Origin of the sequence: Armatimonas sp. (assembly GCF_031410135.1) — a bacterium.
Taxonomy (GTDB): domain Bacteria; phylum Armatimonadota; class Armatimonadia; order Armatimonadales; family Armatimonadaceae; genus Armatimonas.
In genome coordinates, this window is sequence record NZ_JANNYP010000782.1 from 1 (window position 1) to 9,530 (window position 9,530).

Below are 9,530 nucleotides of genomic sequence, written 5' to 3' on the forward strand. Positions count from 1 at the left end.
GAGTCGGAGGAATGAGTAAGGGAGGAGCAGGAGTGCCTCCGCCGCTACAGCCAATTCCTGCTGCACTGCCAAGACCACCCAAGAGAAGAAGTCCGCCCGTTTGGCGGAGAAAGTCACGTCGTCCAGTCATGCCTGATTATACAATAGCATTTCACAAAATGGCGAGTTCGTTTACCATTTTGAGGAGCATCGAGCAGGGCAAGCAGGTCATCGCCAGGCGTTTGGTAGAGCGTAGGAGGGATTCTACCCGACTTTGACGAATGAAAAAGCCGTTGGTGAGATAGTGTGATGTCCTCTCCCATCAGCCCGAAGCGACGGCCTCTGAACCGTGCGATAGAATGGCGGAAGTGGCAGGTCAGAAAGATCAGGTATTTAAGGAACTCTTGCGGGAGTTTTTTCCCGATTTCGTTCGGTTGTTCTATCCGCAGATCGCCGCTCAGCTTGACTGGAGTACACTCCGGTTTCTGTACAAGGAGACCTTCACAGACTTTCCACGTGGAGAACAGCACGAAGCAGATATTGTCACTGAGGTCAGGACGCTGGAAGGCGAGCCGGAACTAATCCTGGTACATGTGGAGATCGAGAGTCGGCGGCGGCCCGTGAGCTTTCCCGAGCGCATGCTAGACTATTATTTTCTCCTGCGTCGCCGCTATAAAATGCCGGTTTTGCCGATGGTGTTATACCTTTCTCCAGGGGCGGGAGGGCTGGTGGTCGAGAGTGTGCGCGAGTCCCTGTTTGGGCTGGAAGTGCTCTCGTTTCACTACTTGGTAGTTGGCCTGCCCGATCTGGAGGCGAAGAGCTACGAAGCCACAGATAATCCTCTGGCTGCAGCACTCTCCGCGTGGATGCGTTCATCCGAGCAGCGCAGAGTGATACGATGGCTGAAGATTTTACGCCGAGTGGCTCAGCTGCGACTCAATCCAGCACAACAAGCTCTGGCGGCGAGCGTGGTGGAGCTGAGTTTGCCTCTCTCGGCAAGTGAGCAGGAAGAGCTTCGAGAATTAACAGGAATAGAGCCTGAGGTAATTGAGATGACGACAGTTTTTGAGCGCTGGGGGCTGGAAAAAGGCAGAGCTGAGGGCATGCAGCAAGGGCGGGTTGAAGGAGTCCAGGAAGGGCTCAAGAGCGCGGTTCTGCGTCTTGCGACCCGTAAGTTTGGGAATCTACCTGAGCCGATTCAGCAACGAGTTGTGGCTCTGCAAGATGAGGCGGAGCTAAATGCAGTGCTGGATCGGCTGCTTTTTGCCACAAGCCCGGAAGGACTGTTTACCCAATAATGCGCTGGGCTGAGATTGAAATAGCGGCGGTGGGGGACGATCAAGAGCTGTACTCGACCCTTCTGACCGAAGTGGCGGGGTGCCAGGGGTTTTCGGCGGACTCAAACACGGTGAAGGGTTACCTGCCCGTGGACGAGCGTCTGGAAGGCTCACTGCTGGCGCTGCGCACGGCGGCGGGGCGTGATGTGACCATTCGGTTTGTGCAGGAAGAAGACTGGGCCAACGCTTGGAAGCAGTATTTCAAGCCGCAGCGGATCGGAGAGCGCATTGTGGTCAAGCCGAGCTGGGAAGCGTTTTCCCCTAAGCCCGATGATCTCGTGGTGGAGATGGATCCTGGGATGGCGTTCGGCACGGGACTGCACGCCACGACGCGGCTCTGTCTGCGTGCGCTGGAGCAACATGTCAAGGGCGGAGAGACCATTGCCGATGTCGGAACCGGTTCGGGGATTCTGGCGATTGCCGCGATCCTACTGGGGGCAAAAAGCGCTATCTGCACGGACATTGACCCCCTCGCCGTCCGAATCGCATGGGAGAACATTGAGCGCAACAAAATGATCGGTACCGTTGAAGCTGTGGAAGCGACACTGCCGCCACCCGGTCAGTTTGATATTGTCGTTGCCAACATCCTCCCCGATGTGATCTTAGGAATGGCAGACGAGCTGATCGCCGCCACGAAGCCTGGTGGTTTGCTGATTGTCTCCGGCATCATCGAAAGCCGCACGGAAGATGTCAATGCAGGACTGATGGGGCATGGATTAAAAATTCTGGCTGTTGAGACGGAAGGGGAGTGGGTTGGGATTCTGGCAAGGCAAAGTTCTTAAGAAACGGGTATGATACATCCGCTTGATTGTTAATTTATTAGGAGGGTTGTTTGAAAGTATTACATCTTCATGCTAGTATTCTTTATGGAGGTGTTGAAACGTTTTTGTTGACTTTGATACGTGAAAAACATCACTGTCCAGAAATGCAACACATATTTATTGCTTGCTATGAATCACGATTTACTGAAGAGCTGCGTAAGTTAGGTGCAGAGTTGATTATGGTGCCGCCTGCTCGCTATAGTCGTCCTTGGAAAATTATTCAAGCTCAATCTGAATGTGGTAAGGTTATTCAAAAGATAAAACCTGATGTTGTTATAGCACATCAAGCAAAAAACCTCATTACTTTTGGAGCCGTTGCCCGACGATACAAACTGCCTATTGCTCTATATCTTCATGTTCCGCAGACCGAAAACTGGGTTGATAAGCTTAGCAAATTTTTTCCGCCCGATCTCATGGTTGGGGTAAGTCGCCATACGGTTCAAACAGGTAAAGACATATTATTTAATAACATTAAAAGTACTGTTATTAATTATCCAATGCCATTCTCTGTTGATTTTTTTGATAATTTAAGTACTGAGAGAGATAGTGTGAGGGATGAGTTAGGATTTGCAGAGCATTTTATTATTATGCAGGCTACTCGTATGAATGCCTGGAAAGGGCATCGGGAGATATTTGATGCTCTTGCATTACTGAAAACTAATAAGAAATGGCGTTTTGCCTTAGTCGGAGGCCCGCAAAATCATGAAGAAGAAAACTATTTTGCGGATTTAAAGAGCTATGCCTTGCAACTAGGTATTTCTGACAATGTCCTTTTTCTAGGACAGCGACGGGATGTTGCCAGGATAATGGTTGCATCTGATCTTTATTGTCAAGCAAATGTAAAATCGGAAGGATTTAGTCTTAGTTTTACAGAAGCATTCTCTGCGGGGCTACCTATTGTAACGACGGATATTGGATCTGCTCAAGAGATTGTGTCACCTGAGGTCGGAGTGCTAACACCTGTTCAAGATGCACAAGCTCTTGCTACGGCACTAGATGCCGTGATTGATAACCCCGCACGTCACGAGAGTATGAGAAATGCAACCCGATCACATATTCTCAAACTCAGCGAAACGGGTCAACAAATCCGCCGTTTATCTTCTGAACTATCAGCACTACTTCCCTGAATCGGATACAATCTAAAGCATGGAGCGACGTATCTTTGGGATCGAGACTGAGTTCGGGTGCATGGTGCGCGATGACGCGGCGGGGACACCAGAGCAGGTTGTCGAGGCGGTCAAGAACCACTGTTTTTATCAGAAGCACTGGGGCCTGATTGATCTACATGCCCGAGACTACTCTTTTGAGCCTGCTCGGAGTGGTGGCTTTCTTCTTAATGGGGGGCGGCTCTACATTGACGCCGTCGGGGATCATGAGGAGTACGCGACTCCGGAGTGTACTGATATCTTCGATGTCTGTCGCTACAACAAGGCGGGGCAGTGGATTGTGCAGAGCCTGCTCAATGACCTTGGGCTCTCCGAGTCGGCGTCGTTTCACAATAACTCGGTGGATCACTTTGGAGGCCATACGTTTGGCTGTCATGAGAACTACTTAGTCGAGATGCACGATGAGGACTTCTTCCGTGCGAGCTTTAACTATCTTCTGCCGTTTCTGGTGACACGCCAGATTTTTGCGGGTGTGGGGCGCGTGGGCGGACATCGCCTGAATTTTTCATCCATGAAAAACTCGGTGATGACGATCTCGGACTATGATGTTGACTACCAGTGGGTGAGCAACTTCTATGGCGTCGAGATTGACCCTACAGTAGATTTTCAGCTCTCTCAGCGCGCCGATCATATTGTCAAGACGATTAGTAGTCGTGTGCGCTTCAACCGGGCGATCATCAACCCGAAGTGGGACAGCTACTACAACTTCTCGAATCTCCACCGCCTGCATATTCTCTACGGTGAGGGCAATATGTCCGACTACGCCACGGCGCTGAAGGTCGGCACGACCTGTGTGGTTCTCTCTCTGGTCGAAGATGGCCTGCTAGGAACAGAGGTCGAGATCCGCGATCCGCTGGAGACCCTTCGCTCCGTCAGTCGCGACCCAAGCTGGAAGTGGCTTGTCAAGCGCAAGACGGGTGGGACGATCAAGGCGGTGGATCTTCAGCGCATCTACCTGGAAGCGGGCAAGAAGCGTCTCGCGGGGGTGGACACGCAGACCGACTGGGTGCTGCGCGAGTGGGAAGCGACTCTCGATGCCCTGGAGTCCGACCCGATGACCCTGGCCAATAAGCTCGACTGGGTCGCCAAGCACAAGATATACACCGAGTTCATGAAATCGGAAGGTGTCGGCTGGCACGACGATGTGATGCAGAGCTTGGATATCGAGTACCACAACGCCAACCGTAGCCAGAGCCTTTTTTACGGCCTAGAGGAGATTGGCGAGATGGAGCGCCTTGTCACCGATGCCGAGATCGCCGAGGCCACGGTAGCTGCGCCACAGAACACCCGCGCCGCCGCTCGCGCTGATATTATCAAGAAACTCCTCGATAAAAAATCCAAGGACTATGTCATTGACTGGGACTTGGTCTACCTAGCCAAGAACCGCCATCTCGACCTCAAAAACCCCTTCGATACCTACCTAAAAGAGGCAGAGAGCTTCACCAAGGGAATGTAACCGATGTGGAAAACGGCAATTCCAGCGCTACTGAGACTTTCGCTGCTTGTCAGCATAGGGCTCTTCTGTACTTGGATTGCCTGGTTTCCCGTGGGAATGGGATCGGGCGGGGTGCCAAGACTTCAGCGCCCGTTCTACTGGCAAGCCCTTGGTACGAACTTTTTGCCCTTAGCCATAGTTGCATTGCTGAACTGGTTTTTCGCGGAGAACCGAAAAGTGAACTTGATCGCTCTGCTTGCCTATCCGGTACTGGTCAATATATGCGCGACAATGAGTATTTGGAGGTAACCTAAAAATAAAAGTCTATCTGGTGGCGGTGGAAGCGCCGCTGTATGAGGCGTTTCTTTCGCACTGCGGCGAGCTAGATTTTGTCTCGGTGAAGTATGGCTCGATTCTCGATCTGAGTGTGGACGCGGTGGTCTCTCCTGCCAATAGCTATGGCTTCATGGATGGCGGCATTGACTTTCTCTACTCGCAGTTCTTTGGCTGGGAGGTGGAGGCGCGGCTCCAAAAAGCGATTCGGGAGAAGCATCACGGCGAGCTATTGGTGGGGCAGGCGGAGCTTGTGCCGACGGAGCATACGAAGATTCCTTGGCTGATCGCTGCACCGACGATGCGCGTTCCGATGATCCTGACGGACTCCGTGAACCCGTTTCTGGCGGCACGGGCGGCGCTACGTGTGGCGATTGAAGCGGGGCTGGAGAGTGTTGCGTTTCCAGGGCTGGGAACGGGAGTGGGGCGTGTGGGCGCGACGACCTGTGCTTTCCAGATGCGACAGGCGATTGGGGAAGTCGTGCTGGGTGAGGGGCACTTTCCCCGGACATGGGCAGAGGCATCGGACAAGCACCAGAGCCTCTATACATCCACGCGGCGCAATCTTCAGAAGTTACCCTAGAACATCTCTTAGCGGCGAAGATCGGTGAGGCACTCTAAGGCGGCTTCTCGGGTTCGCTCGGTCAAACTGGTGCGGAGGTTCTCGGCTAGGGGCCGAACGGCTTCTTCCTTGGCGGAGCCTAGTGTGAGCAGGGCGGCGACGGTAAGATCATCGTGGCGGTTGTCGGTAATGGCGGCGAGTAAGAACTGCCGCACGTCGTCGGGGAGGAGCGCGGCATCGTCTGCGGAGAGGCGCGGAAGAAGCCTTGCGATGGCGGAGCGAATCGCCTCCTCAATCTCCTGCTCCCAGCGCCGCTTTTTGCCATCCAGGAGTGCCGCTGCACGGCAGAGAGACTCCAGCGACTCGCGCTCATGAATCTCATTGACGACTGCTGTCAGCCCCGCCAGAGCGTTGTGCCGCAGGGGGCCGTAGCGCCGCACGGAGAGCCAGAGCGAGAGGGCGATCATCAGAGAACCCGCCAGAAAAATACCGAGGGGGATCGAGTCTAGGCAGCCGCTCTGGTAGTTGAGGAGCACCCAGAGCCCCAGGGCAATGCTCGTCACGATCAGGGTAACACGCTCACGTCGCAGCCGGCTGACCTGCTCTTCCTGAAGACACTGACAGAGCAGAAGCGCCGCCGCATCCGCGCTCAGTCCGGTGAGGGCACGACTAATATCGGTTACAGGGAGAAGTGCGGGCTTGAGCCGATCCCGTAGCGCGGCGTAGTTGCTGATGGATTTCTGTACCATGGCTCAGGCAACCTCCTGCCAGCGGAGCATCTTCTTGAGCTGCGTCTCCGAAAGGTTGGTATGTGCTACCAGCGCCGCTCTTGCTTCCGCAACCCCAAGTTTGCTTGCGCGGACAAATGCCTCTGGGAAGAACTCCTGACACGAGCCCCAGAGATAGCTGTAGCTACCGCGTGTCCGCCCGGTCAGCCCGACTTTAGTGATCAGAAAGTGCTGCTGGAGCTGAACGAGGGGCGGGGTCTGGCTGGTCTTGGGGGGATAGGGGAGGTGTTTTTTTGCCGTGTGCCCGTGCGCCTCTATGTGCTCGTAGAGGCTCAGTGCGACTCGGGTGAGGCGATTTTTCTCAAATAGATCACGCGGGTCACAGTCGCCTTGGGCTGCGATCATGGTCGGCAAGAGCTTGAGAGATACAAAGACAGGTGTCCCTGCACCCCAGAGCTGGCCATAGTAGATGCGCTTCTCGATATGGAGATCATCTTTCCAGAACCAGGTATGGAGCATCGCTTGGTCGCCCCACGGAGTCTGCTCCGTCACGGACGGCAGAGGAGTACCCGCGCTCCAGGCACACAGGCCGACAGCGTTCACAAAGTCCACACACGCATCGGGTGTCTCGATCATCGCCCTATTCTAACGTACCTCGTCTAAAAACGCCTCGGCGGCATCGCAGAGAAAGGGTTTTCGGAGGAGCTTTTGGGCAATGGGCATCGTTTTCTTATCCCGCACACTCCCCAGCACCACGAGCGCCGCTCGAACCAGCTCGGGCTCCGTTAAAGGCTGTGCGCAGAGGCTTCGCAAGAGCTGTCGTCGCTCGGGTGTGAGCAGCTCCGGCAGCTCATTTTCACTGGCACGAACCAATAATCGTGCTACACTTTCCCGAAGGGATGTTTTGGCGACAGAGTTCGTTGCATGATTCAGCCAGCCCATTAAGTCCAGCAGCTCCGGCAGAATCTGTGTACTTCGACACTCCGGTGTCAGCTCACTTAAAATCCCCATCAGGCGCTCCGTCCGTTGACGGCGCTTCTGGCACTCGGGGAGAAAAGTGATCAGAATCGCTAGAGTCGTCACTATTGTAACTCCCACTACCGGCAGTTTGAGAAAATCAGGTGTCAGGTGCATCAATGGCCCCGCAAGCCCCAGTAACATCAGCCAGCCGGCAGGAGGCTGAAGCTCGGCTTTGTGGGGGGCTACTGCATCGTGAATCAGGCGAACGGCGGTTTCTGCATCGCAGGTCTGGAGCGGAGGAACCTGCGCACGGCGAGTCGGCTCCTCGTCACGCAGCTTTCGCCAGAGCAGGAGTGGCTCGGAGTAACGAACCCGCTGGCGCATCATGAGGCCATCCGCATCGTATCAAGAAACGCCTCGACTCCATCTTTTACGTCGGGGTTTTTGCGAAGAAGCGCATAGGCGAGTGGCACTGTTTTCTGGTCTTTGACGCTCCCAAGGGCAAGAAGCGTGGCGACAATTAGGTCGTGTGGTGTGTCCGAGCGGGTGAGAAGCTGGCGCAGGGTCTGGCGGCGCTCCTCGGTCAGCATCTGCCGTAGCTCATCCTCCCCGACGCGCGGAAGGAGGCGCGTTAGCGTGATACGCAACAGCCGCGTATGCTCAGGCGGGGCGCTTTGGAGCCAGGCGAGTAAGTCGAGTAGCTCAGGACAAATGGCGCTACTGGTACAGTTGCCCAGAACCGCACTCAGGCTCTCACGAAGCGCCCCGATCTTCCGAAAGGGCGCAACATTGACGATATTCTCTAGGATTCTGAGTGGGAGCGAGAAAGTGAAGGCAAACAGGGCTAGACCAAAGCAGAGAGCAGCAAGACCCAACAGATATGCGGTGAGCATCAGGAAGAATTCAATCCGCGTCAGAAACCCTATTGTCCCGAGAGCAATGCCGCTAACGATGAAAACAAGGGAAAGACTAATGATTTTGATCCAAAGCGTGGTTAGTTTCGCCCAGGGCACGGGATGAAGTTTTAGCAGGTGAGCTTGTGGAGCCGTTTTGTAGTGGATCTCAACGACGGTTTCTTCGGGGCTGAGCATCTGAAGCTGCACAGGCAAAGTGTACCGCAAATCACGAGGGGCGCAGGAAAATATTGTCGTGATGCAGAACTGACCCGCAACGGAACAACAGGCAGGTCACTGCCAGGATAGGGACAACCATGAATAAAAACGACGATTCTAAGCTGGATCGCAGACAGTTTCTGACTGAAGCGGGACTTGGGGCGGCGCTACTGAGCGTGAGCCCGAGCATCGCACTTGCCACCGAAAAAAGGATCAACTTCGCAGGGATTGGGGTGGGGAGCCAAGGCGGAAGTGATGTAGATCAGGTGATTGCCGCCGGCGGAAACCTGATCGCTCTCTGTGATGTGGACCACAAGTACGCTGCCAAGAAGTTTGAGCAGTACCCAAATGCCAAAAAGTTCAAAGACTACCGCGTGATGATCAAGGAGCTGGGCAAGGACCTGGATGCCGTCGTGATTGGCACGCCCGACCATACCCATGCCGTGATCGCCATGGAGGCAATAAGAAATGGCAAGCATGTCTACTGTGAGAAGCCTTTGGCCCACAGTATCCATGAAGTGCGAACCCTGATGGCGGCAGCCCGTAAGCACAAAGTGATCACTCAGCTGGGGAACCAGGGCCACTCCACCGACTCAATCCGGCGCGTGGTCGAGTGGGTCGGCGCGGGGGCTATTGGTCAAGTTCATACTGTGCACGCGGCCTGTGGTGAGTTCAGGGATGTCTACAGCCAGATCCGCAATCTGGATAAGCTGGAGCAAAAGTATGAGCTGCCCTCGGAGCTTGACTACGACCTCTGGCTTGGTCCGGTACCGTTTCGACCCTACGCTCCCTTCTGGGTTCACTGGAACTGGCGTGGCTGGCTTCCCTTTGGAACGGGGACGATTGGTGACTGGTTCTGCCACGTGATTGATCCCGCGTTCTGGGCGCTGGAGCTGGATGCCCCCACGACGGTCCATGCGGAGGTATCTGGCTACGATCCGGCGGTTCATGGGCTGACCTACCCCCCCGCAACAAAGATCACCTTCGAGTTCCCGGCGAAGGCAGGTCGTGGCCCGGTTACTCTCGTCTGGCACGACGGTGACAATGCGATCCCGACTCCCTCGGATTTCCCGGAGGGCGAAGATGTTCCCCGCACC

10 protein-coding genes are annotated in these 9,530 nt (G+C 54.9%); 6 read left to right on the forward strand and 4 right to left on the reverse strand.

The features are described from left to right. The first annotated feature begins 347 nt into the window (after positions 1-347). From RMO15_RS28650 to RMO15_RS28670, 5 genes are all read left to right on the forward strand, one after another. A complete protein-coding gene (locus tag RMO15_RS28650) occupies positions 348-1,277 on the forward strand; it encodes a hypothetical protein (RefSeq protein WP_309721085.1) in 930 nt (309 codons plus the stop codon). Continuing rightward, the gene (gene prmA / locus RMO15_RS28655) at positions 1,277-2,098 is read left to right on the forward strand and encodes a 50S ribosomal protein L11 methyltransferase (RefSeq protein WP_309721088.1); all 822 of its coding nucleotides are present in this window, start codon (positions 1,277-1,279) and stop codon (positions 2,096-2,098) included. The genes RMO15_RS28650 and prmA overlap by 1 nt, the downstream gene beginning before the upstream one ends. Before the next feature lie 50 nt (positions 2,099-2,148). Beyond that, positions 2,149-3,264: a glycosyltransferase gene (locus tag RMO15_RS28660; protein WP_309721091.1), complete on the forward strand. Its 1,116-nt coding sequence runs from the start codon at positions 2,149-2,151 to the stop codon at positions 3,262-3,264. Between the two features lie 19 nt (positions 3,265-3,283). Next, positions 3,284-4,759 (forward strand): proteasome accessory factor PafA2 family protein, encoded by a 1,476-nt coding sequence (locus RMO15_RS28665; protein WP_309721095.1) that lies wholly within the window; start codon positions 3,284-3,286, stop codon positions 4,757-4,759. 310 nt (positions 4,760-5,069) lie between these two features. Beyond that, positions 5,070-5,654 carry a macro domain-containing protein gene (locus tag RMO15_RS28670; RefSeq protein ID WP_309721099.1) on the forward strand — a complete coding sequence of 195 codons (585 nt, stop codon included), beginning with the start codon at positions 5,070-5,072 and terminating at the stop codon, positions 5,652-5,654. An 8-nt stretch (positions 5,655-5,662) separates the two neighbouring features. Here the strand turns inward: RMO15_RS28670 and RMO15_RS28675 are convergent, their stop codons facing one another. The 4 genes from RMO15_RS28675 to RMO15_RS28690 are packed head-to-tail and all read right to left on the reverse strand — an operon-like array spanning position 5,663 to position 8,424. Next, positions 5,663-6,382, reverse strand: coding sequence for a hypothetical protein (locus RMO15_RS28675; protein ID WP_309721102.1), 720 nt, complete (start codon positions 6,380-6,382; stop codon positions 5,663-5,665). Positions 6,383-6,385: 3 nt separating this feature from the next. Continuing rightward, the gene (locus RMO15_RS28680; protein ID WP_309721105.1) at positions 6,386-6,997 is read right to left on the reverse strand and encodes a hypothetical protein; all 612 of its coding nucleotides are present in this window, start codon (positions 6,995-6,997) and stop codon (positions 6,386-6,388) included. A 9-nt stretch (positions 6,998-7,006) separates the two neighbouring features. After that, positions 7,007-7,708 (reverse strand): hypothetical protein, encoded by a 702-nt coding sequence (locus RMO15_RS28685; protein ID WP_309721108.1) that lies wholly within the window; start codon positions 7,706-7,708, stop codon positions 7,007-7,009. Beyond that, positions 7,705-8,424, reverse strand: coding sequence for a hypothetical protein (locus RMO15_RS28690; protein WP_309721111.1), 720 nt, complete (start codon positions 8,422-8,424; stop codon positions 7,705-7,707). Before RMO15_RS28690 ends, RMO15_RS28685 begins: the two co-directional genes overlap by 4 nt. 107 nt (positions 8,425-8,531) lie before the next feature. Between RMO15_RS28690 and RMO15_RS28695 the strand changes: the two genes are divergently transcribed. After that, positions 8,532-9,530 (forward strand): Gfo/Idh/MocA family oxidoreductase (locus RMO15_RS28695; protein ID WP_309721115.1); only part of this gene is annotated, 999 nt, incomplete at its 3' end.

What these genes read in the sequence shown, in the direction of transcription:
- prmA (WP_309721088.1), top strand. Translation starts at nt 1,277, where the DNA reads ATGCGCTGGGCTGAGATTGAAATAGCGGCGGTGGGGGACGATCAAGAG.
- RMO15_RS28665 (WP_309721095.1), top strand. Translation starts at nt 3,284, where the DNA reads ATGGAGCGACGTATCTTTGGGATCGAGACTGAGTTCGGGTGCATGGTG.
- RMO15_RS28675 (WP_309721102.1), bottom strand. Translation starts at nt 6,382, where the DNA reads ATGGTACAGAAATCCATCAGCAACTACGCCGCGCTACGGGATCGGCTC.
- RMO15_RS28680 (WP_309721105.1), bottom strand. Translation starts at nt 6,997, where the DNA reads ATGATCGAGACACCCGATGCGTGTGTGGACTTTGTGAACGCTGTCGGC.
- RMO15_RS28685 (WP_309721108.1), bottom strand. Translation starts at nt 7,708, where the DNA reads ATGATGCGCCAGCGGGTTCGTTACTCCGAGCCACTCCTGCTCTGGCGA.